Source organism: Microbacterium maritypicum, from assembly GCF_041529975.1.
GTDB lineage: Bacteria > Actinomycetota > Actinomycetes > Actinomycetales > Microbacteriaceae > Microbacterium.
The window spans coordinates 2,701,796-2,723,528 of the sequence record NZ_CP168030.1 but is presented as its reverse complement, the minus strand read 5'-3'; the positions used below and the strand labels follow the sequence as shown (position 1 = coordinate 2,723,528).

Here is a 21,733-nt window from a genome sequence, read left to right as displayed (position 1 = left end):
GCATGGGACACGGTGACGGCAGAGGGCGCATCGTCTCCGCCGTCGATGCCGACGACACGGGAACCCGCATCCTGCACGTCGACATGGACGCGTTCTATGCGGCCGTCGAGGTGCTCGATGATCCCTCCCTCCGTGGTCTGCCGCTGATAATCGGGGCGCCGGACGGCCGTTCCGTCGTCTCGAGTGCGTCCTACGAGGCTCGTCGCTATGGCGTCCGTGCGGCGATGCCGGTTTCCCAGGCGTTACGGCTGTGCCCGTCCGCGCGCATCGTCCTCCCGCATTTCCACCGGTACCAGGAGGTCTCACGGCAGGTGATGGCGATCTTCGAGTCGTTCACGCCCCTCGTCGAGCCGCTGTCGGTCGACGAGGCGTTCCTCGATGTGCAGGGCGTGCGCCGCCTCTGGGGGAGTCCCGCTCGCATCGCGGAGTTGATCCGGCAACGAGTGCTCGACGAGGTCGGCATCACCTGCAGCGTGGGCGTCGCTGCCACCAAGCACGTCGCGAAGATGGCGTCCACGATTTCGAAGCCCGATGGCATGCTCGTCGTCGCAGCGAAGGACACGCTCGACTTCCTCGCGCCGAGACCGGTTCGCGCGATGTGGGGCGTCGGGCCGAAGGCCGCGGAGGCCCTCGAGGCGCGAGGCATCCGCACGGTGCAGGATGTGCGCGAGGCGCCGCGAGAGATGATCGACAGGGCTGTGGGTGCGGCCCTCAGTGCACGCCTCGCGCAGCTGGCGATGGGACAGGATCCGCGTGCCGTCGACACGGAACGCGTGGAGAAGAGCATCGGTCATGAGGAGACATTCGACACGGACATCCGGGATCGGGATTTTCTCCGTGCGGAGCTCCTGCGACTCGCCGATCGCGTCGCAGCGAGGCTGCGGCGTGCCGACTGGGAGACGGCGACCGTCGCGATCAAGATCCGATTCGACGACTTCCGCACCCTCAGCCGCTCCGTGACCCTGAGCGAGCCCACTGCGGTCGGTCAGCGGATCGGCGAGGCAGCCCAGTCACTGTTCGAGCAGATCGATCGGCGGGACCCCGTGCGACTCGTCGGCGTCCGCGCCGAGAACCTGCGCCCCGCTGGCGGTGGCGGTCTCGGCCTCTGGGACGACGACGAGGATTGGCGCAAGGTCGAGGGCGCCGTCGACGAGGCCGTGGCACGGTTCGGCTCGGCGACGATCAGCCGCGCGCGACACATCGGGCGTGTCGATGGCCGAGGCGCCGCGCAGCATCCGAAGGCGCACGGCCTGGATTGATCTCACGCGCGCCCTGTTCCTCGGCTACCGTGGAGGTATGCCGAACATCGCACTGGAACTCGGAAAGCAAGCAGCGTCCTTCGGCGTGAAGAGCGCGTACGGAGAGCCCCAGGATGTCGACGGGGTGAGCATCACTCCCGTTGCATTCACATACTCCGGATTCGGCGGTGGCAGTGGCGACGGTGCCGAAGGCGGGGGAGGGGGCGGTGTCTCCGTCCCGGTCGGGGTCTACGTCCGGCGAGAAGAGGGCCTCCGCTTCGAGCCCAACATCGTCACGCTGCTCCTCGTGGCGGTGCCGTTCGTCTGGGTCACCGGGCGGGCTCTCGTGCGCATCATCCGTGCCCTCAAGAAGTGACGACCCCGTCGCGACGGCTCTGGAGCGCGCTGCGACACTGATCGAACAGGACGTCCGCGCACTGGCGGCCGCGAATCCTGTCGTCCTGATCGACGGCGGCAGTGGCGCGGGGAAGTCCTCTCTCGCGGCGAGGCTCGTCAGGCGCTGGCCCGTCCTCGGTCACGTGCAGCTCGTCGCCCTCGATTCGATCTATCCCGGTTGGGATGGCCTCGATGACGGAGCAGAACGCGCGCTCGAGTGGATCCTGCGTCCGCACGGTCGCGGATACCTCGGCACGTGGCGGCGCTGGGATTGGGAGTCGGAGGCCGAGGCGGAGAGCCACGCGGTCGACCCTGCCCTCGGCGTGATCATCGAGGGCAGTGGAATCCTGCGACCATCGACAGCCGGTCTCGCGGACGTCAGGGTCTGGGTGGAATCCGCGGAGGCGTCGCGGAAGACCCGGGCGCTGAATCGTGACGGAGACACGTACCGTCCGCACTGGGATCGCTGGGCGGCGCAGGAACGCCGTCATCTCGAACGGGACGACCCTCGAGCTCTGGCGACTCGGATCATCGACGTCCCGTAGGTCAGATCTCCGACGCGGGTTCCGCCTCATCGGCAGCCTGGATGATCAGCTCCAGCCGATAGCCGACCCATTCGTAGACATCGTGGCGGCCGTCTTCGCCGGGCTGGACATCGGACGTGATTCCGAGTCGCGTGGCGATGACGAGACGGATGGCGGTGAGCGTTCGAAGCCAGGCTTCGAGGCTCTCGAACGCGATGAGGGTCTCTCGCACTTCGAGCGCGTCTTCCTCCGTGAGCGAGTCGATACCCGTGGGGTACTCATCCAGCGCCGCGCGGACCCTGCGCGCGTCGGCGAGACGACGATCGAGGAGATCGTCCCGCGTGGCATCGGCGAACTCGGCCGCAGCATCCGAGTCTTCGGGATAGGGGTTCGGCGTCAACCGGTCGATGGCCGGATCATCCGTGCCCCGTGATTCGCTGACGAGCTCGATGAAGTCCTCGACGAGCCGGGACAGGTGGAACTCCTCGATCACGGTGATGGGCATGACGATGATGTCGTCGCTCACAGCGGTGCCTTCCTGACGGTGGCCCAGAGCCCGAAGTCGTGCATGGCCTGCGCATGCACCTCCATGGTCTCTCGCGGTCCGGTGGCGACGATCGCGTGTCCCTCGTTGTGCACGGCGAGCATCAGAGCGGTGGCGTGGTCGAGCGAGTACCCGAAGTAGGTCCGGAACACGCGGACCACGTAACTCATGAGGTTCACGGGGTCGTTCCACACCACGACCTGCCACGGCTCGAGCGGGGCGGCGCTGAGGTCGACGATCTCATCGAGTTCCGGGTGGGCGATCCTCGCCATCATGCCCAGCCCATCTCGTGGAGCTGCTCATCGTCGATGCCGTAGAAGTGAGCGATCTCGTGGACCAGGGTCGTGTGAACCTCGTCGCGGAGCTCGTGCAGGGTTTCGCACTGCGCGAGATGCGGCTCGCGATAGAGCACGATCCGGTCGGGAAGCTCGCCCATACCGTATTGTGTGCGTTCGGTGAGCGCTAGACCGTCGTACAGGCCCAGCAGATCCAGGCTGCCGTCCTCCGGCCGGTCCTCGACGACGAACACGACGTTCTCGAGTCCTTCCACCATGTCGTCGGGCAGGAGGTCGAGCTCGTCGATCACCAGTTCTTCGAAGGCGGCGGCATCCATGTCCATCGTGTCCAGCCTAGAGGCGCGCGGGCTCCCGTGTCGGATCAGTGCAGCAGGACGAGCACGCCGGCCACAGCGATGAAGAGAACGCCGAACACCAGGTTGAGGATGCGTTGGCCGCGCACGGATCTCGTGAGGCGCCGGAACGGGCGGGCCGCGGCCGCGAAGAACCCCCACATCACGATCACGTCGACCACGATCACCGTCGCGACCAGCGTGAGGTACTGCGGCACCGGAGGCTCGTCGAGCCGGATGAACTGCGGGATGAACGCCAAGAAGAAGACGATCGCCTTGGGGTTGAGCAGGTTGACCCAGAACCCCCGTCGGATCATCGACCAGTGACTCTCATGAGAGTCGACGGGCACGGGAGCGTCATCCAGGGTGCCCGCAGGTTTCGTGAGGATCAGGCGAATGCCGAGGAACACGAGATAGGCCGCCCCGGCGTACCGGATGGTGTTGAACAGGAACTCCGAGCGCGAGACGAGCAGACCGACGCCTGCCGCGACGATCGCGACATGCACGATCAATGCGATCTGCTGCCCGATGATTCCCCAGATCGAGCGCTTCCACCCCTGGTTGAGCGCATTCGACATCGTGTTGATGGCGCCTGCTCCGGGGGTGAAGCTGATCACCACCGACGCGGTGAGCAAGGAGAACCAGACCGCGAGCGACACCACGCAAGTCTAGGGCTTCGGTGGGGACGGGCGGATCAGCTCGGCGATGCGAAGAAGGCCCGAACCATGCGGTTCGGGCCTTCTCCCTGAGGGTGAGTAACGGGACTCGAACCCGCGACATCCGGCACCACAAGCCAGCGCTCTACCAGCTGAGCTATACCCACCATGTGCCCGCCGGAGCAGGCAACCATACGAGTCTATTACATGTTCGGAGTGAACTCGGACACCGTACGGGTGGCGATCTCCCGTGCGTCGTCGCTCGACGGGCCGGGCTCGTCGACGAAGACAGCCTCTCGGTAGTAGCGGAGTTCGCGGATCGACTCCAGGATGTCGGCCAGCGCTCGGTGCCCGCCGTCCTTCGCCGGTGCCTGGAAGAAGACGCGTGGGTACCACCGCCGCGAGAGCTCCTTGATGCTGGAGACGTCAACGTTCCGGTAGTGCAGCCACTGGTCGACCTGCGGCATGTACTTCGCGAGGAACATCCTGTCGGTACCGATCGTGTTGCCGGCGAGCGGCGCCTTGCGCTCGAGCGGAACGAAGCGCTTGATGTATGCGAGTGTCTGTTCCTCGGCCTCTTCGAGAGAGACCCCATGCGGGATCTCCAGGATCAGGCCGGACGTCTCGTGCATCTTGGTCACGAAGTCATTCATGTGCTCGAGGGCTGCAGCGCCGGGGCGGATCACCACCTGAAAACCGGGATCGACGGGGTTGAGCTCGAAATCGGTGATGACGACAGCGATCTCCACGAGCTCATCGACCGCGAGATCGAGGCCCGTCATCTCGCAGTCGACCCAGACGAGACGATCGTTCTCGGACGCAGATACCATGCCGCCATCCTATCGACGGCCCCGACATCGCTGGGGAAGATGCCCTTCCTCGAGCATCGTCGGGTCCGCGATACTCTAGAAGCGTGCGCCTCCGTAGCTCAGGGGATAGAGCAGGAGCCTTCTAATCTCTTGGTCGCAGGTTCGAATCCTGCCGGGGGCACCTTCACCCGATCCGTGTCGGACGGGGCGCGAGCTCGTCGCGATGAGCCCATCGACCCGGTCGGGCGCGATACTCCTGCCTCAGCAGTAGCGAAGCGCGGCGACCGCGTCGTCCGCACGCCAGAACTCACCGATCACGCGAAAGACCCCGGTCGCGAGGTGCAGGCGCTCGGCGCGATATCGGATTCCGAGGGGATCGGCGACGATACGCAGGTGGCCGAGGACATGTTCTCGTCGGTCCTGCACGCGCCAAAGGTGATCCGCGGCGCGGACGAGGTGCTCGCGGGGAGAAGAGAGCCGGGGCGTCGCATAGGGGACGTCGGGGAGAGAGGTGGTCAAGCTTTCGGACATCGGAACTCCTTTCGTGATTCGAAGCTATGACCGACCACCGACATTCGCCTGTCCGTGGCGACACGCGCTGTGATCTGCCCTTTCTGCACCGCAAGGCGTTCATGAGCGCTGTCCACGCTTCGCGTATTCCAGGTCGGTTGCCGGGTGCGGTGCGGGCCAGGCTGGGGCGATCCGGACGGGCTCCGCTCCGGTCGACGAAAGGACAGCACATGATCGGCATGGTCACCATCGTGGGAAGAGTCGCCACGGATCCGACCCAGGGTCAGACCGGGGGAGGCGTGCCCGTCACGAACTTCCGTCTCGCGAGTACTCATCGTCGTTTCGACGCCGCCACGCAGGAGTGGACGGATTCCGGCACCAACTGGTTCTCGGTCGCCGCCTTCCGGAGCCTCGGCGAGAATGCGAAGGCATCGTTGCGAACCGGGGACAGCGTGATCGTCACCGGGCGGCTGAAGATCCGCAACTGGGAGAGCAACGGCAAGCACGGCACGAGCGTCGACATCGACGCGGACACCATCGGGCATGACCTGCGGTGGGGAACGACGGCTTATCGGCCGCAGTCGCGTCCGGCTGCGGCCGGACCCTCCGCGACGCCGAATGCAGAGGGCAACAGCCCAGAGGAATCGGTGCACGATGATCCCGGGTCGGAGCAGGGCCTGCATGATTCCGAGCCGCTGGACCTGTCGTGGGCTGCGCCTGCCTCGACCGCGGGTGCCATGTCCTGACGGGCGGCTCCGCGCTCGATTCAGCGGGGTGGGGCGCCGGCGGCGTGCAGGGTCGGATTGCGGGGAGACGTAGACTCGGCGTGTGCTTCGTCGTCCGGTCTTCACGTCGCCGCGCGCGGCCGGTGCCCTTGCGGCTTCGATCGCCGCGTTCCTGCTGCTCTCCGCCTGTGCGCCGACTCCCGGCCCGTCTGCATCGCCCACGGCTGTCGCGTCGCCGACTCCCGGGACGACGACTCCTGCGGAACCGACGCTCGTGCCCGACGGCACAGCCGAGGAGAACCTCCCGGTCTTCACCTCGGTGGCCGAACGCGTCTGGGCAACGGATCAGCGGGGGGCCGGGCGAGCGTACATCGATGCTCTGGTCACGGCGGGATTCGATCGGAGCGCGATGCAGGTGACGCAGGATCAGTCGACGGTCGGCAACCCTGCGGAGAGCCTGCAGTTCTCCGTGCGCTGGGGCGACAGCGAATGTCTCGTCGGTCAGGTGGGTCCCTCCACGGGACGTGTCGTCACCGTCGTGATGCCGCAGCTCGCCGAGGGGCGCTGCCTGGTGGGCACCACACGTCCGATCGACTGGTGACACGCCAAGGGCCGTTGGTACATCCGTCACGATCTATTCTTCACGCTGATCATCCTCGGACGCGGTGATTGCGGACAGCGTGATGGCTCCGCAGCGCACCGACGTGCGAGGCTGACCTCGGGCGCGCGTGGAGTCCGGCAGACGGCGGAGCTCAGTCCAGGTGCCGGGGAATCGTCTGACTGCCGCCCCGGAGGTAGTCTTAGGTAGATTTCCGCACCGCTTCAGCAGTGCGATGGCAGGTTCGATTCTGATCAGCAAAGGTGTTTAAACGGTATGGCTGAGTACATCTACTCGATGGTGCGTGCGCGTAAGGCAGTGGGCGAGAAGCTCATCCTCGACGACGTCACGATGGCGTTCCTCCCCGGGGCGAAGATCGGCATGGTCGGCCCGAACGGCGCCGGAAAGTCGACGATCCTCAAGATCATGGCCGGTCTCGACACTCCGTCGAACGGCGAGGCGAAGCTCTCCCCGGGGTACACGGTCGGCATCCTGATGCAGGAGCCGGAGCTCGACGAGTCCAAGACGGTGATCGAGAACATCCAGGACGGCATCGCGATCAAGCCGAAGGTCGACCGGTTCAACGAGATCTCGCTGCTGATGGCCGAGCCCGACGCCGACTTCGACGCCCTCCTCGCCGAGATGGGCACACTGCAGGAGGAGATCGACGCGGCCGACGGCTGGGACCTCGACTCGCAGCTCGATCAGGCCATGGACGCTCTGCGCACGCCCCCGGCCGACGCCGCGATCGCACCGCTCTCCGGTGGCGAGAAGCGTCGTGTCGCCCTTGCGAAGCTGCTCCTGCAGAAGCCCGACCTCCTGCTCCTCGACGAGCCCACCAACCACCTCGACGCCGAGAGTGTGCTGTGGCTCGAGCAGCACCTCCAGGCCTACAAGGGTGCCGTGATCGCGATCACGCACGACCGGTACTTCCTCGACCACGTCGCCGAGTGGATCGCCGAAGTCGATCGCGGTCGTCTCATCGGCTACGAGGGCAACTACTCGACCTACCTGGAGAAGAAGGGCGAACGACTCGAGGTCCAGGGCAAGAAGGACGCCAAGCTGGCCAAGCGCCTCAAGGAGGAGCTGGAGTGGGTCCGTTCCAGCGCGAAGGGCCGCCAGACCAAATCGAAGGCGCGTCTCGCTCGCTACGAGGAGATGGCTTCGGAGGCGGAGCGGACCAGGAAGCTGGACTTCGACGAGATCCAGATCCCCGCGGGCCCACGTCTGGGTGGCATCGTGATCGATGCCAAGAAGCTGCAGAAGGGCTTCGACGGTCGGGTACTGATCGACAACCTCAGCTTCAACCTCCCGCCGAACGGCATCGTCGGTGTGATCGGGCCCAACGGCGTGGGTAAGACGACGCTCTTCAAGACGATCGTGGGTCTCGAGCCGCTCGACGGCGGCGATCTGAAGATCGGCGAGACGGTCAAGATCAGCTACGTCGACCAGTCGCGTTCCAACATCGATCCGAACAAGACGCTGTGGGAGGTCGTCTCCGACGGCTTGGACTACATCACCGTCGGCAAGACCGAGATCCCGTCCCGCGCTTACGTGTCGAAGTTCGGCTTCAAGGGCCCGGACCAGCAGAAGAAGGCCGGCGTGCTCTCCGGTGGTGAGCGCAACCGTCTGAACCTCGCGCTGACGCTCAAAGAGGGAGGCAACCTGTTGCTCCTCGATGAGCCGACAAACGACCTCGACGTCGAGACCCTGAGCTCGCTCGAGAACGCCTTGCTCGAGTTCCCCGGCTGTGCTGTGGTGATCACTCACGACCGGTGGTTCCTCGACCGGATCGCGACGCACATCCTCGCGTACGAGGGCACCGACGAGAAGCCCGGCCAGTGGTACTGGTTCGAGGGGAACTTCGAGGCGTACGAGGAGAACAAGATCGAGCGCCTCGGCCCCGACGCCGCGAAGCCGCACCGTTCGACGCACCGCAAGCTGACGCGCGACTGAGGCCGCGATGTCCGCTTCACCGGGGCCGCGTCTGCACATCCCGATCCACCTCCGCTGGGGTGATCTGGATGCGTTCAATCACGTCAACAACACCTCGATGCTGAAACTGCTCGAGGAGGCTCGCGTCAGAGCCTTCTGGCGTGCCGGCCCCGGTGAGAAGGCGCCATCGACGGCGGTGCTCGACTCCGGCATCGACGAGGGAATCCTGACCCTCATCGCGCGACAGGAGATCGAGTACCTCGCGCCCGTGCCATATCAGCGACGTCCGCTCGAGGTGCAGATGTGGTTCGGCAAGCTCGGCGGCTCCAGCGTCGAAGTCTGCTACGAGGTCCACAACGACCCGACCGCAGAACCGCGACAGATCTACGCGCGATCGACGGCGATCATCGTGCTGGTCGACGCTCAGACCGGGCGCCCCACCCGACTCACTCAGGAGATGCGCGACGCCTGGGAGCCGTATGTGGGCGACTCGATCGAGTACTCCCACCGCTGACGTCGCGGCGGGTACCGGTGTGACCGAGCCCTAGGGCGACTCCTCGGGCACGCGGATCATGATCTCCTGTGCGACGCTCGCGACCAGCGCGCCGTCGCGCGTGTAGATCCGTCCGGTGGCGAGCCCCCGCCCCCCACGCGCATTCGGCGACTCCTGCACATAGAGCAGCCACTCGTCGACGCGCGCAGGTCGATGCCACCACATCGCGTGATCGAGGCTCGCGACTTTCAGCCCGGGGAGCGCCCAGTAGACGCCGTGTGCCCGCAGGATCGATTCCTGGATCGTCATGTCGCTGAGGTACGCGAGCGCGGCTCGGTGAAGCCGCTGGTCGTCAGGGAGAGGGGCGCGCAGTCGCATCCACACGGCTTGCCGGGGCACTTGTGCATCTTCGCTGGGCAGATACAGCGGTGAGTCGACGTGCCGCACATCGGCCGCTCGCTCACTGAGCATCCGCGTGGTGCCTTCGGGTAGCCCGTGGACCCGCTCCTCGTCCGGGGCGAGCTCATCCGGGCCGGGAATGCCCGCCGGCATCGGCTCCGCGTGCTCCACCCCGGGATCGGCGTCCTGGAACGAGGCGATCATCGAGAAGATCGGCACGCCGTTCTGGTAAGCCTGGGTCCGCCTGGTCGAGAACGATCGGCCGTCGTGGATCCGATCGACCGCGATGGTGATTCCCTGGCTCGCATCCCCAGGACGGAGGAAGTACCCGTGCATCGAATGCACCGCACGGTCCTCAGGGAGTGTCCGCTCCGCGGCGAGCAGAGCCTGGGCGAGCACCTGGCCCCCGTAGATACGGCCGCTCGGCATCGGGTGCGAGGAGCCCGTGAAAATGTCCTCTGTGGTGCGAGCCTGAGCCGCATCGAGATCGAGGACCTCGAGAAGCCGTTCGACGGTCTGGATGGCGTGCTGCTCCGCGCTCATGTGTTCCTCTCTGCGACCCCGCATGCCGCACCGTTGGTAGTTTAGAACGCGTGACGCATCACCTCCTCCTCGCCGACCCCGACACCGCGAAGGACGTTCTGACCTTCGTCGGACGAGCGACCAGGATCACCGACGAAGGCGTGCGCCTGCAGGCGGCGAACGGTGTGCTCGCGCTGACCACCGCGGTGCTCGCGCCGCAGGGTCTGTTCGACCAAACGCCGACCATCCTCGCGATGCGCATCGTGCATGCCGACCCCGAGCTCGAATGCGACATCGTCGTCGATCGACTTTCGAAGACCGATGACGCCGATCGGCTCACGCTCCCGGAGACCGGTCTGTCCCCGGCATGGGCCGGCGTCGCCCCGCCTCGGAGCGCGTGGACGCCGGAGGCCGCGCTGGCGGCATCCGCGATCGCCCAGCGCGCGCAGTGGGGGATCTCGGCGGTCGCGCGGGGCGCCGGCCCCGGTTCGGGCGAGGAAGCGGTCCGCGCCCTCCGCGCCGCGATCTGGGGTGAACCCGATGAGGATCTCGGAGGGCTGCCTCGCGGCACGGCGTTCGCCGCCGACGCGATGGGGTTCATCTCCGGCGAGGAACAGGTCCAGCTTTCCCGATCCGGCAGGTGGACGCGTCTCGCCTTCCGTCGCGGTCATGTGCTCGTGCGCGGTCCCGTGGCCACCGGGCTGACGGGCGTCCGTTCCACCGGTTCCGCCGTCTAGTCATCGCGCGGATTTCCGCCGCTCTCAGCGCCCCAGGCCGTGTTCGTCAGCCCGCTGCTGCGGCCGCGCGGCCGGCGGTTCGCCCCGAGAACAGGCATCCGCCGAGGAAGGTCCCCTCGAGCGCGCGATAGCCGTGAACTCCACCGCCGCCGAAACCGCTCGCCTCACCTGCGGCGTAGAGTCCGGGGATCGGGTCTCCGTTCGCATCGAGGGCGCGGCCTGCGAGGTCGGTGTTGATGCCGCCGAGCGACTTGCGCGTGAGGACGTGGAGTTTGACCGCCACTAGCGGCCCGGCGCTCGGGTCCTGCAAGCGATGTGGTGCTGCGGTGCGGATCAGCTTGTCGCCGCGATAACCACGCATGGAACGAAGCATGCCGATCTGCGCATCCTTCGTGAAGTCGTTGTCCATCTCTCGATCTCGGGCGACCACCTCGCGGCGGACGTTGTCGATGTCGAGGAACTCGCCGCCGGGGTGGCGCTGCATCTGCTCGAGCAGCGACTCGAGGTCGTTCTCGACGATGAAGTCCTCACCTTCGTCGAGGAACGACTGCACCGGCCCGGTCGGTCCCTTGGCGAGTCGGGATTTCAGCAGCAGCTGAACATCTTTGCCGGTGAGGTCGGGGTTCTGTTCGCTGCCCGAGAGCGCGAACTCCTTCTCGACGATCTGCCGCGAGGTGACGAACCAGGAGTGATCGTGACCGGTCGTACGCAGGTGCGCGAGCGTTCCCAGCGTGTCGAACCCGGGGAACAGGGGTACCGGGAGGCGCTTGCCCGTCGCATCCAGCCAGAGCGACGACGGCCCGGGGAGGATGCGGATGCCGTGAGACGGCCACACCGGGTCCCAGTTCGTGATGCCCTCGACGTAGTGCCACATCCGGTCGCCATTGATGAACCGCGCACCGGCGGCCGCGCTGACGCTGTACATCGATCCGTCGACATAGGCCGGTACCCCTGTGAGCATGTGCTCGGGGGGAGTGCCGAGGCGTTCGGGCCATGCAGCCCGCACGAGGTTGTGGTTCCCCCCGATGCCGCCAGAGGAGACGATGGTCGCCCGTGCCGCGATCTCGAACTCGCCGATGATCTCGCGCGACGACACCGCACCACGCGATGCGCCCGACGAGGCGAGCACGTTTCCGCGCGCACCGGTGACCGCGCCGTCGGTCACCACGAGCTCGGAGACGCGGTGTCGCGGGAGGACCGTCAGACGTCCTTCCCGCTCGCCCTGCTCGATGGCGGCTGCGAAGGGTGCGACGATCCCCGGCCCGGTGCCCCAAGTGATGTGGAATCGTGGAACCGAGTTGCCCGGTCCGATGGCGCCGTAGCCGCCGCGTTCCGCCCAGCCCACGACGGGGAAGAACCCGACGCCGCGCTCGCGCAGCCACGAGCGCTTCTCTCCGGCTGCGAACTGCAGGTAGGCCTCTGCCCAGCGCCTCGGCCATTCGTCTTCCGGCCGATCGAACCCGGCGTTGCCGAACCAGTCCTGAGTCGCGAGCTCGAGGGAGTCCTTGATCCCGAGCCGCCGCTGTTCAGGGGAGTCGATGAAGAAGAGCCCGCCGAACGACCACCAGGCCTGACCGCCGAGGTTCGTCCGCGGCTCCTGGTCCACCAGGATGACGCGACGGCCGGCGTCGAGAGCCTCGGACGCGGCGACGAGTCCGGCCAGCCCCCATCCGATCACCAGAACATCTGTGGACAGGGGCTTCGTCGTCATGAGCTCTCCGTTGATTCCTGACGTGATCGGGTCTCGAGCGTGGGGCGACCGCCGGGAGCGGCCCCGATCCGCGAAGGCTCGAATGTGTTCACCATGGCATACGCGGCGCGCTCCAGGTAGTCCCAGAGCGTCGCTTCGTGCAGAGGAGACAACTGCGCCTCGTCCACGGCTGTCCGCATGTGACGAAGCCAACGATCGCGCGCGTCGGCATCGATGTGGAACGGCATGTGCCGCATCCGCAGGCGGGGATGCCCGCGCGTGTCGCCATACGTCGTCGGGCCGCCCCAGTACTGCTCGAGGAACATGCGGAGCCGGTCTTCGGCGGGGCCGAGGTCTTCCTCCGGATACATCGGCTTCATCACGGGATCGAGGGCGACCTCGCGGTAGAACACCGACACGATCTTCGTGAACGTGTCGTGTCCACCGATCTCGTCGTAGAACGTCACTTCTGGGGACTCCCGTCATCCGTGGGCTTCTTGCGGCGCCAGATTCCACGGTCAGGGATCACCGGCACGCCGGTCACCGCGTTAGGTCGCGTCCGGGGAGGATTAGCGCCGCGGACCCGGCGGGCGCCATCGAGCCCTGTCGGCACGACATCGACCATGCGCGGCACGCTGATCTCCTTCTCGAGGAGTGCGGCGCGCAGGCGGCGGCGCAGCTCCTGCGCCACGTCGTCCTTCGCGTTGGCACGTGCTTTGATCACGATGCGGACGACGAGGGCATCGCCGTCGATCGACTCCAGCCCCCAGAGCTCCGGTTTCTCGATGATGCGCGTGCGCCACTTGGGATCCTTCGCCAGCCCCTGTGCGGTCTCGAGCATGATGTGCTCGACCTGCTCGAGGTCGGAGTCGGCCGGGACGCCGAGGTCGATGATCGACCGCGCCCATCCCTGCGACATGTTGCCGATTCGGGTGACCTCGCCGTTTCGCACATACCAGAGGGTGCCGTTGACGTCGCGCACCTGGGTGATCCGAACGCTGACGTACTCGACGACACCGCTCGCGAGCCCGAGGTCGACGACGTCGCCGATTCCGATCTGATCCTCGGCCACCAAGAACATGCCGTTGAGCACGTCCTTGACGATGTTCTGCGCGCCGAACCCGAGACCGGCGCCGACCGCAGCCGTGAGGAGGGTCAGCGACCCCAACAGGCTCTGGTCGAGGGCGTTCACGATGAGCACGATCGCGATGACCACGAGCATCACGTTGACGATGTTCTGCAGGATCGTGCCGAGGGTGCGGGTCCGTTGCACCAGACGCATGTCGGCGAGGGGTGAGCGCTCCAAGGCCTGAGTGTCGTCGACCGACGCCTTGCTCTTCGCGCTGTCGACGATGCGGTGCACGACCCGACGGATGACCAGGCGCAGGATGAGCCCGATCACGACACAGCTAGCGATGATGATCGCGACGGTGAGAGCCTTCATGCCGACCTGGCTCAGCCAGGCGAGCAGGTTCGTCGCCCAGTCGGGGAGTGGGGTCTCCGCGGGAGGATCATTGACATCGAAGGGGAGCATCATCAGTCACGATCCTAGCGAGCGGGTCTCTGTGCATGCTGGGCGGATGCGCCGTGCGAAAACGGAGACCATCCACGTCCGCTGCGTCGCGTCCGCGCGGGACACTCCGAGAGCGAGGTGGGTGGTCTCCGTTTCGAGAGCCGGTGGCGGCTGAGGCGGAGCGCTCAGTCCTCCGCGTCGCGTGCCTGTGCGGCGAGTGCGCGCTCGACGTCCGCGAGGTTCTCGAGCACCAGGCGTCGAAGCGCCGGCGCAGCATCCTGGTTGGCCGCCAGCCACGAGCGCGTCGCGTCACGAAGCGCCCCGTCGGCGAGAGCCGTCGGGAAGAGCCCGACGATCAGGTACTGAGCGATCTGGTAGGTGCGCGACTCCCAGATGGGGAGCAGCATGTCGAAGTAGGCGGGGACGAACTCGCCCAGTACGGCGGCGCCGGCAGGATGCGTGAAACCGAGCGCGGCGGAGCGAACGATCGTGTTGGGAGCATCGTCGCGCTCGATGAGCGAAGCCCAGGCCGCTTTCTTGGACGCCGAGTCGGGCAGAGACGCCCGCGCCTGCGCGGCGAATTCCCCGCCCTTGGCGGTGTTGTCCGCCGCCAGAGCGGCATCGATCGCCGCGGCATCGGTGGCGCCGATGGTCGCGAGACCCACGAGCAGCTGCCAGTTCAGGTCTGCGTCGATCTCCAGACCGTGAAGCGTGTCCTCACCGGAGCGCAGACGGCCCACGATTCCCGCGTGCTCCGGAGTCACCAGGGCATTCGCGAAGGCGGTGACGAACTGCAGCTGGCTGTCGCTGCCCGGCTCGGCCGACTCCGCCAGGCTCCACAATCCGTCGGCGACCTTGAGACGAGCGGTCTCTCGCTCAGCCGGGGCGACGTAGAGCGTGGCGGCCGTCCGCAGCTGAGCGAGCGTGGTGCGCACGGTCGTCGACTCGGTCTCCCGGCCGATGTTCCCCAGCACGAGGTCGATGTAGGCGGAAGCCGCCGTCTCCGCATCCCGCGTCTGATCCCACGCGGCACCCCACACGAGCGAGCGGGCGAGCGGATCGTGGATGTCGGCCAGGTGAGCGATCGCGGTGGCGAGCGACTTCTCGTCGAGGCGGATCTTCGCGTAGGCGAGGTCCTCATCGTTGAGCAGCACGAGGTCGGGGCGGGCGATGCCCTGCAGCTCCGGCACCTCGGTGCGGTCGCCGTCGACGTCGACCTCGAGGTAGTGCGTGCGGGTGAGTGCACCGTCGGTCAGCGTGTAGAAGCCGATGCCCAGTCGGTGCGGTCGGATGGTGGGGTAGTCCGCCGGGGCCGTCTGCGTGATGGCGAAGCGCGAGATCGTGCCGTCGTGGTCCTCCGCGATGACCGGCTCGAGCGTGTTGACGCCTGCCGTCTCCAGCCACTTCTTCGACCATGTGCTGAGGTCGCGACCGCTGGTGGCCTCGAGCTCCGCAAGCAGGTCACTGAGTTCGGTGTTGCCCCAGGAGTGCTTCTGGAAGTACTGCGACACACCGGCGAAGAACGCCTCGATGCCGACCCAGGCGGCCAGCTGCTTCAGGACCGATCCGCCCTTCGCGTAGGTGATGCCGTCGAAGTTGACCTGCACGTCTTCCAGGTCGTTGATCTCCGCGACGATCGGGTGGGTCGAGGGGAGCTGGTCCTGTCGATAGGCCCAGGTCTTCTCCATGGCGTTGAACGTCGTCCACGCCTCGGTCCACTCGGTGGCTTCGGCGGTGGCGATGGTCGACGCCCATTCGGCGAACGACTCGTTCAGCCAGAGATCGTTCCACCACTTCATCGTGACGAGGTCGCCGAACCACATGTGTGCGAGCTCATGCAGGATCGTCACGACGCGGCGCTCCTTGACGGCGTCGGTGACCTTGCTGCGGAAGACATAGGTCTCGGTGAAGGTGACGGCTCCTGCGTTCTCCATCGCTCCCGCGTTGAACTCCGGGACGAAGAGCTGGTCGTACTTGGCGAACGGGTACGGAACCCCGAACTTCGACTCGTAGTAAGCGAAACCCTCGCGGGTCTTGTCGAAGATGTAGTCGGCATCGAGGTGCTGCCACAGGCTCTTGCGTCCGTAGACGCCGAGGGGGATCACACGGCCCGAGGCGCTGGTGAGCTCCGAGAACGTGGACTCGTAGGGTCCGGCGACGAGCGCGGTGATGTACGAGGAGATGCGTGGGGTCGGCTCGAAGCCCCAGGTCGCCGTCGTGTCGTCGTCGTGCACGATGGGCTCGGGCGTGGGGGAGTTGGAGATGACCTTCCATGCCGCCGGCGCCGTCACGGTGAACTGGAACGTCGCCTTGAGATCGGGCTGCTCGAACACCGCGAACACGCGACGTGAGTCCGGGACCTCGAACTGCGAGTAGAGGTAGACCTCTTCGTCGACCGGGTCGACGAAACGGTGGAGGCCCTCGCCCGTGTTCGTGTAGAGGCAGTCGGCATCGACGACCAGCACGTTCTCGGCCTGCAGCCCGCTGAGCGCGATGCGAGAGTCGGCGAAGACCTCGTTCGGATCGAGCTGCTCGCCGTTGAGGGAGATCTCACGCACGTCCCGGGCGATCAGGTCGATGAAGGTGAAGCTCTCCGGAGTCGCGGTGAAGCGCACCACGCTCCGGGAGCCGAAGATCTCGGCACCCTTGGTCAGATCGAGGGCGACTTCATAGGACTGAGTGTCGATGACGTCGCGGCGCTCCTGCGCTTCGATGCGGGTGAGGTTCTCTCCAGGCACAGCTTTACTCCCAGGGGTGAGGGGATGTCACCGGGGTCGGCGCAGTTGGCGCCGACGGCAACCATGACAGCCTACGCCAGTGCGGGAGCTGGCCCCTCGCATCGCACTCGGGAGGGCTGCGGCATAGAAACGGCGCTGCACGGACACCTTTGCTCCGCCGAGGTGAAAGGATGGAGGGGTGACTGCGATCGAGCCGAATGCCGTTCCCTTTGCCTCGCCTGCTGCCGCCGGTGGTGCACCCTTCGTGACCACGCCGGTCGCCTATGACGCGATCCTCCTCGCGGGCTTCGGGGGGCCCGAGGGTCAGGAAGATGTCATCCCGTTCCTGCGCAACGTGACCCGCGGTCGAGGAATCCCCGACGAACGGCTCGAGGAGGTCGCGCACCACTACCGGCATTTCGGCGGGGTGAGTCCGATCAACGGACAGAACCGCGTGCTCAAGGAAGCCCTCGAGAACGCCCTCGCCGCACGCGGCATCACGCTCCCCGTCTACTGGGGCAACCGCAACTGGGCTCCGTATCTCGAAGAGGTCGTGACCGAGGCCTCGACCAATGGTCACAACACGCTGCTGGCCTTCGCCACCAGCGCCTACAGTTCGTTCTCCAGCTGCCGTCAGTACCGCGAGGACTTCGCTCGCATCCTGGAGGAGACCGGGCTCGGGGAGACCGTGACGATCGACAAGATCCGGCCTTTCTACGACCACCCCGGTTTCGTGGAGGCGTTCGAGACGGGAGTCCGTGAGGCTGTCCAAGGCTTCCTGGCCGACGGCATCGTGGCGGCGGACATCCAGATCCTCTTCTCCACCCACAGCATCCCGACGGCCGACGCGGAGCGCTCCGGCGCGCGAGACATCGACTGGGGAGAGGGAGGCGCGTACGCCGCTCAGCATCTCGCCGTGGCTGCCTGGGTCATGGATCGGGTTCGCCAGACGGTTCCCGCAGCGGCCGACGTCTCGTGGGAGCTCGTCTACCAGTCCCGGTCCGGCCCCGCCTCGCAGCCGTGGCTCGAGCCCGACGTGTGCGACGTGATCGGTGAACTGCCCGACCGCGGACGCAAGGCAGTGGCGGTCGTCCCCGTCGGTTTCATGAGCGATCACATGGAGGTCCTGTGGGACCTCGACACCGAGGCCGCGGAGGCCGCGGAAGAGGCCGGACTCGCCTTCACGCGAACCCCCACGCCCGGTGTCTCACCGGCATTCGTCGACGGCATCGTCGACCTGATCCAGGAACGTCTCCAAGGTCGCCCCAACGAGGAGCGTGCCCATGTCACGACGCTCCCCGGCGGCTTCGACGTCTGCCGACCCGGGTGCTGTGAGAACATCCGTGCGGGGTTCAAGCCCGCCGCCGCCGGCATCGCCCCATGACCTCGGAGCCGATCCGCGCCGCTTCTAGGATGGGAGTCATGCGCATCCACATCGCCACCGACCATGCGGGACTCGACTTCTCCACGCAGTTGCAAGAGCACCTGCGCGCTGCGGGGCATGAGGTCGTCGATCATGGCCCGATCGAGTACGACGCGGTCGACGACTACCCGGCGTTCTGCATCCGCGCGGCGCAGGCGGTCATCGCCGACCAGTGCGACGGTGTCGAGGCCCTCGGTGTGGTCTTCGGCGGTTCGGGGAACGGTGAGCAGATCGCCGCGAACAAGGTTGCGGGGGTGCGGGCCGCTCTGGTCTGGAACCTGTCGACGGCCGAGCTCGCCCGCGAGCACAACGACGCGAACGTCATCTCGATCGGCGCGAGGCAGCACACCTTCGACGAGGTGACCTCGTTCATCGACCGGTTCATCCAGACACCGTTCTCGGGTGATGAACGCCATGTGCGGCGGATCGGGCAGATCGCGGACTTCGAGCGCGACGGGTCCCTGCTACCGGATCCGCGGGGCTGACATGCCCGAGGGCCATTCCGTTCACCGGATCGCACGACAGTTCGATCGCAACTTCGTGGGCAAGACCCTGAGCGCGTCCAGTCCACAGGGACGGTTCGCCGAGGGAGCCGCGGTTCTCGACGGACGTGCGGCGGTGAGTGTGCAGGCCGTCGGCAAGCAGATGTTCCTCGAGACGGAGGGCGACCTCTGGCTGCGGGTGCACCTCGGTCTCTACGGTGCCTGGGACTTCGCCGGTGAGATCATCGTCGATCCGACGATAGCCTCCGCCAATGGGCGGATGGGGCAGACGAATCAGCGCGGCACCGTCCTCGACGACCCCATCCTGGATGATGCCGGCGAGAACTCCCTCGCGTCCATCGGGGCACCACGCCGCACGAGGGTGCACGTCCGCATGTCGGAGCAGACGAAGGGCCTCGCCGATGAGGGGCTCGAATGGCCGCCTCCGGTCGTGGGACAGGTTCGTCTGCGCCTCATGACCGACATCACCGCCGCCGACCTGCGTGGCCCGACGGCATGCGTGCTCCAGACGCCGGAGGAGATGCTGGCGACGGTCGCGAAGCTCGGGCCCGACCCGCTGGTCGGGGACCCGGTCGAGAATGAGGAGCGGTTCGTCCGGGCGGTCGGGAAGAAGTCGACGGTAATCGCCTTGCTTCTCATGGACCAGTCCGTCGTCAGCGGGATCGGGAACGTATACCGCGCCGAGATGCTCTATCGGCAGCGGTTGAACCCGCATACTCCGGGTCGAGACGTTCCGGAAGAGGTCGTGCGCGCGCTCTGGCACGATTGGGTGCGACTGCTGGCGATCGGCGTCGAGACCGGCCAGATGATGACGATGGACGGTCTCACGGGCGAGGACTACCGCGCCGCGATGGCGAACCGCGACGACCGGCACTGGGTGTATCACCGGGCGGGGCTCCCGTGCCGGGTCTGTGGCACGGAGATCGCCCTCGAGGAGATCGGCGCTCGCAAGCTGTACTGGTGCCCGCGCTGTCAGGCGTGACCGGACTGTGCACCCCCGCTTCCGTTCTAGGCTGATCGCATGCGACAGAATCCGAGCTTCACGCTCGCCGACGAGGCCGAGATTCGCCGGGTGATCGAGATGAGCCCCTGGGCGACGATCATGAGCGCCGGTGATGACGGTCTCGTCGCTTCGCACTACGCGGTGCTTCTGGACGAGACACGCGACGACCTCACCATCGTCGGGCACGTCGGCCGCCCGGACGACCTCATCCACGGTATGGGGGAGCGCGAGCTCCTCGTCGTGTTCCAGGGGCCGCACGGCTACGTGTCGCCCGGCTGGTACGGCGACGTGCAGGCGGTGCCGACGTGGAACTACACCGCCGTGCACCTCGCCGGTGTGCCGGAGATCCTCTCCGACGAAGAGAACCTGGTGGTACTGGATCAGCTCGTCGCACGATTCGAGTCGCGGATGCCGGAGCCGAAGCTGATGTGGGAACGACCGAACGATGCCGCTTTCGTCCAGCGACTCGCTGCCGGCACAGTGGGGTTCCGACTGACGCCCACCCGTGTGGTCGCGAAGCGCAAGCTCAGCCAGAACAAGCCGGTCGAGACGATCGAGACGGTGATCAGCGCCCTCCGGTCGGACGGTCCGTATTCGAACCCGGCTCTCGCGGAAGAGATGCGACGTGCCCAGGATGCCAGGACCGGAGGGCGGCGATGACAGATGGCGACGCGGTGATCGGCACGATCAGGGCTACGAGGATCGTCGGCCCCGGTCGTGAGTTCCTGATCGACGATGAGCCCGTCGACATCCACATCGCCGACGGGCTCATCGCCGATATCGCCCCCACCGGAGCGCTTCCCTCGCGGGGGGAGGTGCTCGATGTCGAAGGAGCGTGGGCGGTCCCCGGGCTCTGGGACAACCACGTCCACACCGTCCAGTGGGCGCTGACCGCGGAGCGCGCTCCGTTGGGTCACGCGGTCTCCGCGGCGGCTGCGGCGCACGCGATGAGCGGTGTCGTCCCCTTGCCGGACGGGCGCCGCGTCGGCACCGGGTTCCGTGATGCTCTCTGGCCGGATCGGCCGACCCTCGAGCTTCTGGACGCTGCCACCGGTGCGGTCCCCACTTACCTGATCAACGCGGATGTGCACAGCGTCTGGCTGAACTCTGCAGCGCTTGCGCGTGAGGGTTTCCGAAGCGACGACGGCCTGCTCCGTGAGACGGATGCCTTCGAGATCTCGCGTCGATTGAATGCAGTCGACGCCGCGCACGGCGACAGCGCGATGCGGCGAGCCGGCGAGCAGGCGGCCGCACGGGGTGTCACGGGTGTCGTCGACTTCGACATGGCCTGGGGTGCCGATGCATGGCCGCGCCGGATCCGGGATGGCTTCGCCGCGCATCGCGTGGAGTTCGCCGTGTATCCGTTCGATCTCGATCGGGCGATCGCCGCAGGGCTCCGCACCGGCGAGCCGCATGAGGAGCCTGATGCGCCCGCAGCGGGCCGCGGTCTCGTCCACATGGGACCGCTGAAGGTGATCACCGATGGGTCTCTGGGCACGAGGACGGCCGCGTGCTCGCACCCCTACCCGCACGATCCTGACAACTTCGGCATGCTGACGGTGCCCTCCGACGAGCTCGTCGACCTGCTGACACGAGCGGCAGGCGCGGGGTTGGCGGTGGCCGTGCATGCGATCGGCGACCGTGCCGTGACGTCGGCACTGGACGCCTTCACCACAACCGGGGCTGTGGGCTCGATCGAGCATGTGCAGCTCGTGCGGCACGCGGATTTGGCGCGCTTCGGACGCCTCGGGGTCGTTGCGAGCGTCCAGCCACAGCATGCCGTCGACGACCGTGAGCTCGTGGACCGGCTGTGGAGTGGGCAGACCGCGATCGGCTATCCGTTGGCTTCGCTGCGCGATGCGGGGGCCGAGATGCGCTTCGGTTCCGACGCGCCCGTCGCCCCCCTCGATCCATGGCAGGCCATCTCCGCGGCGGTGTCGCGGACGGAGGACGATCGGGCACCCTGGCATCCCGAAGAGCGGATCACGATCGGTCAGGCGCTCGAGGCGAGCGTGCGCACCTCGCTGCGACCGGGAGAGCCCGCCGACATCGTCGTGTGTGGCGCGGACCCCCTCGTGGCGAGCGGGGAGACGCTGCGCGGGATGCCGGTCTGGGCCACGTTGCTCGCCGGGCGCCGCACCCACGCGGGTTCGTAGTCCGCTCCATCACG

General features: G+C 66.9%; 24 protein-coding genes and 2 tRNA genes. 14 read left to right on the top strand and 12 right to left on the bottom strand.

All coding sequences use genetic code 11. The features are described from left to right. The first annotated feature begins 2 nt into the window (after positions 1-2). The 3 genes from dinB to ACCO44_RS13235 are packed head-to-tail and all read left to right on the top strand — an operon-like array spanning position 3 to position 2,179. Complete coding sequence (dinB, locus tag ACCO44_RS13245) at positions 3-1,259, top strand: DNA polymerase IV (protein WP_105709882.1); 1,257 nt, start codon at positions 3-5, stop codon at positions 1,257-1,259. 37 nt (positions 1,260-1,296) lie between these two features. Then, complete coding sequence (locus ACCO44_RS13240) at positions 1,297-1,614, top strand: hypothetical protein (protein WP_029263459.1); 318 nt, start codon at positions 1,297-1,299, stop codon at positions 1,612-1,614. Continuing rightward, positions 1,598-2,179 carry an aminobenzoate synthetase gene (locus ACCO44_RS13235; RefSeq protein WP_029263458.1) on the top strand — a complete coding sequence of 194 codons (582 nt, stop codon included), beginning with the start codon at positions 1,598-1,600 and terminating at the stop codon, positions 2,177-2,179. The genes ACCO44_RS13240 and ACCO44_RS13235 overlap by 17 nt, the downstream gene beginning before the upstream one ends. A gap of 1 nt (position 2,180) precedes the next feature. Here the strand turns inward: ACCO44_RS13235 and ACCO44_RS13230 are convergent, their stop codons facing one another. The 6 genes from ACCO44_RS13230 to orn all read right to left on the bottom strand — a co-directional run bounded on the left by ACCO44_RS13230 (position 2,181) and on the right by orn (position 4,816). Further along, entirely contained in the window at positions 2,181-2,684 is a 504-nt protein-coding gene (locus ACCO44_RS13230) for a DUF2017 family protein (RefSeq protein ID WP_372466868.1), read from the bottom strand. Continuing rightward, entirely contained in the window at positions 2,681-2,977 is a 297-nt protein-coding gene (gene clpS, locus ACCO44_RS13225; RefSeq protein WP_219860754.1) for an ATP-dependent Clp protease adapter ClpS, read from the bottom strand. Before clpS ends, ACCO44_RS13230 begins: the two co-directional genes overlap by 4 nt. After that, positions 2,974-3,321, bottom strand: coding sequence for a metallopeptidase family protein (locus ACCO44_RS13220; protein WP_029263455.1), 348 nt, complete (start codon positions 3,319-3,321; stop codon positions 2,974-2,976). Before ACCO44_RS13220 ends, clpS begins: the two co-directional genes overlap by 4 nt. Positions 3,322-3,359: 38 nt before the next feature. Next, positions 3,360-3,989 carry a LysE family transporter gene (locus tag ACCO44_RS13215; RefSeq protein WP_181156193.1) on the bottom strand — a complete coding sequence of 210 codons (630 nt, stop codon included), beginning with the start codon at positions 3,987-3,989 and terminating at the stop codon, positions 3,360-3,362. A gap of 91 nt (positions 3,990-4,080) precedes the next feature. After that, a tRNA-His gene (locus ACCO44_RS13210) sits at positions 4,081-4,153 on the bottom strand. Positions 4,154-4,189: 36 nt separating this feature from the next. Then, positions 4,190-4,816 (bottom strand): oligoribonuclease, encoded by a 627-nt coding sequence (gene orn / locus ACCO44_RS13205; protein WP_372466865.1) that lies wholly within the window; start codon positions 4,814-4,816, stop codon positions 4,190-4,192. A gap of 87 nt (positions 4,817-4,903) precedes the next feature. On the opposite strand from orn, the gene ACCO44_RS13200 reads away from it, so the two are divergent. Beyond that, a tRNA-Arg gene (locus tag ACCO44_RS13200) sits at positions 4,904-4,976 on the top strand. 80 nt (positions 4,977-5,056) lie between these two features. On the opposite strand, the gene ACCO44_RS13195 is transcribed toward ACCO44_RS13200, so the two are convergent. After that, positions 5,057-5,326, bottom strand: coding sequence for a hypothetical protein (locus ACCO44_RS13195; RefSeq protein WP_105709889.1), 270 nt, complete (start codon positions 5,324-5,326; stop codon positions 5,057-5,059). Positions 5,327-5,535: 209 nt separating this feature from the next. On the opposite strand from ACCO44_RS13195, the gene ACCO44_RS13190 reads away from it, so the two are divergent. The 4 genes from ACCO44_RS13190 to ACCO44_RS13175 all read left to right on the top strand — a co-directional run bounded on the left by ACCO44_RS13190 (position 5,536) and on the right by ACCO44_RS13175 (position 9,077). Beyond that, positions 5,536-6,051, top strand: coding sequence for a single-stranded DNA-binding protein (locus ACCO44_RS13190; protein ID WP_372466863.1), 516 nt, complete (start codon positions 5,536-5,538; stop codon positions 6,049-6,051). 82 nt (positions 6,052-6,133) lie between these two features. Next, positions 6,134-6,631, top strand: a complete 498-nt coding sequence (locus tag ACCO44_RS13185) for a hypothetical protein (protein ID WP_029263450.1) — start codon at positions 6,134-6,136, stop codon at positions 6,629-6,631. 273 nt (positions 6,632-6,904) lie between these two features. Beyond that, on the top strand, positions 6,905-8,584 hold the full coding sequence (ettA, locus tag ACCO44_RS13180; RefSeq protein ID WP_029263449.1) for an energy-dependent translational throttle protein EttA: 1,680 nt from the start codon (positions 6,905-6,907) through the stop codon (positions 8,582-8,584). 7 nt (positions 8,585-8,591) lie between these two features. Then, a complete protein-coding gene (locus ACCO44_RS13175) occupies positions 8,592-9,077 on the top strand; it encodes an acyl-CoA thioesterase (protein ID WP_372466859.1) in 486 nt (161 codons plus the stop codon). Positions 9,078-9,107: 30 nt separating this feature from the next. Here ACCO44_RS13175 and ACCO44_RS13170 read toward each other — a convergent pair whose 3' ends face one another. Continuing rightward, positions 9,108-9,998, bottom strand: a complete 891-nt coding sequence (locus tag ACCO44_RS13170; RefSeq protein WP_262000902.1) for an acyl-CoA thioesterase II — start codon at positions 9,996-9,998, stop codon at positions 9,108-9,110. A gap of 50 nt (positions 9,999-10,048) precedes the next feature. Between ACCO44_RS13170 and ACCO44_RS13165 the strand changes: the two genes are divergently transcribed. Continuing rightward, a complete protein-coding gene (locus ACCO44_RS13165; RefSeq protein ID WP_372466857.1) occupies positions 10,049-10,714 on the top strand; it encodes a hypothetical protein in 666 nt (221 codons plus the stop codon). A gap of 46 nt (positions 10,715-10,760) precedes the next feature. On the opposite strand, the gene ACCO44_RS13160 is transcribed toward ACCO44_RS13165, so the two are convergent. From ACCO44_RS13160 to pepN, 4 genes are all read right to left on the bottom strand, one after another. Then, complete coding sequence (locus ACCO44_RS13160; RefSeq protein ID WP_372466856.1) at positions 10,761-12,425, bottom strand: FAD-binding dehydrogenase; 1,665 nt, start codon at positions 12,423-12,425, stop codon at positions 10,761-10,763. Continuing rightward, on the bottom strand, positions 12,422-12,871 hold the full coding sequence (locus ACCO44_RS13155; RefSeq protein ID WP_372466855.1) for a globin: 450 nt from the start codon (positions 12,869-12,871) through the stop codon (positions 12,422-12,424). Before ACCO44_RS13155 ends, ACCO44_RS13160 begins: the two co-directional genes overlap by 4 nt. Continuing rightward, a complete protein-coding gene (locus ACCO44_RS13150; protein WP_029263443.1) occupies positions 12,868-13,941 on the bottom strand; it encodes a mechanosensitive ion channel family protein in 1,074 nt (357 codons plus the stop codon). Before ACCO44_RS13150 ends, ACCO44_RS13155 begins: the two co-directional genes overlap by 4 nt. 161 nt (positions 13,942-14,102) lie before the next feature. Then, positions 14,103-16,655 (bottom strand): aminopeptidase N, encoded by a 2,553-nt coding sequence (gene pepN, locus ACCO44_RS13145; RefSeq protein WP_372466854.1) that lies wholly within the window; start codon positions 16,653-16,655, stop codon positions 14,103-14,105. Positions 16,656-16,833: 178 nt separating this feature from the next. Between pepN and ACCO44_RS13140 the strand changes: the two genes are divergently transcribed. From ACCO44_RS13140 to ACCO44_RS13120, 5 genes are read left to right on the top strand one after another with little or no spacing between them, the layout of a single operon-like run. Beyond that, complete coding sequence (locus tag ACCO44_RS13140; protein WP_372466853.1) at positions 16,834-18,018, top strand: ferrochelatase; 1,185 nt, start codon at positions 16,834-16,836, stop codon at positions 18,016-18,018. Positions 18,019-18,056: 38 nt separating this feature from the next. Continuing rightward, the gene (locus ACCO44_RS13135; protein WP_372466851.1) at positions 18,057-18,542 is read left to right on the top strand and encodes a ribose-5-phosphate isomerase; all 486 of its coding nucleotides are present in this window, start codon (positions 18,057-18,059) and stop codon (positions 18,540-18,542) included. Between the two features lies 1 nt (position 18,543). Further along, a complete protein-coding gene (locus tag ACCO44_RS13130; RefSeq protein WP_262000907.1) occupies positions 18,544-19,542 on the top strand; it encodes an Fpg/Nei family DNA glycosylase in 999 nt (332 codons plus the stop codon). 39 nt (positions 19,543-19,581) lie between these two features. Beyond that, a complete protein-coding gene (locus tag ACCO44_RS13125; protein ID WP_372466850.1) occupies positions 19,582-20,223 on the top strand; it encodes an FMN-binding negative transcriptional regulator in 642 nt (213 codons plus the stop codon). Continuing rightward, a complete protein-coding gene (locus tag ACCO44_RS13120) occupies positions 20,220-21,719 on the top strand; it encodes an amidohydrolase (protein ID WP_372466848.1) in 1,500 nt (499 codons plus the stop codon). Before ACCO44_RS13125 ends, ACCO44_RS13120 begins: the two co-directional genes overlap by 4 nt. Positions 21,720-21,733 lie beyond the last annotated feature (14 nt).